Source organism: Staphylococcus sp. EG-SA-17 (assembly GCF_017151845.1).
Classification (GTDB): domain Bacteria; phylum Bacillota; class Bacilli; order Staphylococcales; family Staphylococcaceae; genus Staphylococcus; species Staphylococcus aureus.
Genome location: NZ_JACVZO010000120.1, coordinates 1 through 430, shown reverse-complemented (window position 1 = coordinate 430; position 430 = coordinate 1). Strand labels below are relative to the sequence as shown.

Genomic DNA, 430 nt, shown 5'->3' with positions numbered 1-430 from the left:
CCTAATTTCTTAATTGTCGTCACAATGATAATACCGAATGCGAGTGATGCGAGTGCGTCTAGCGTATTATAACCGTCAATAAACCCTTTTAATAAGACACTATTACTATAGTTTGCGCTTACCGGGGCATGACTAATACCGCCCATTGGTTTAATAAATGCTAAGACAACTACGATACCTAGTAATACTAAAAATACTGGATTTAAGAATTTACCTATGTAATCTAAAATTTTAGATGGCTTTCTTGAGAAAAACCATGCTATAAGAAAGAATAAAATACTAAATATCGGTAATACAATTTTTCCAGTACCTGCCGAAATAAATGGTGAAAATGCAATTTCATACGATGTTGTTGCAAGCCTCGGTAAAGCAAAGAATGGTCCAATGACTAAATATAAGGCAATCGTAAATGCGTACGCATAGCCTTTAC

General features: G+C 34.7%; 1 protein-coding gene. It reads right to left on the bottom strand.

Features of this window, described 5'->3' with window-relative positions:
* Positions 1-430: branched-chain amino acid transport system II carrier protein (locus IDG65_RS14350; protein WP_206174251.1), on the bottom strand; the 430-nt coding region annotated here is incomplete at both ends.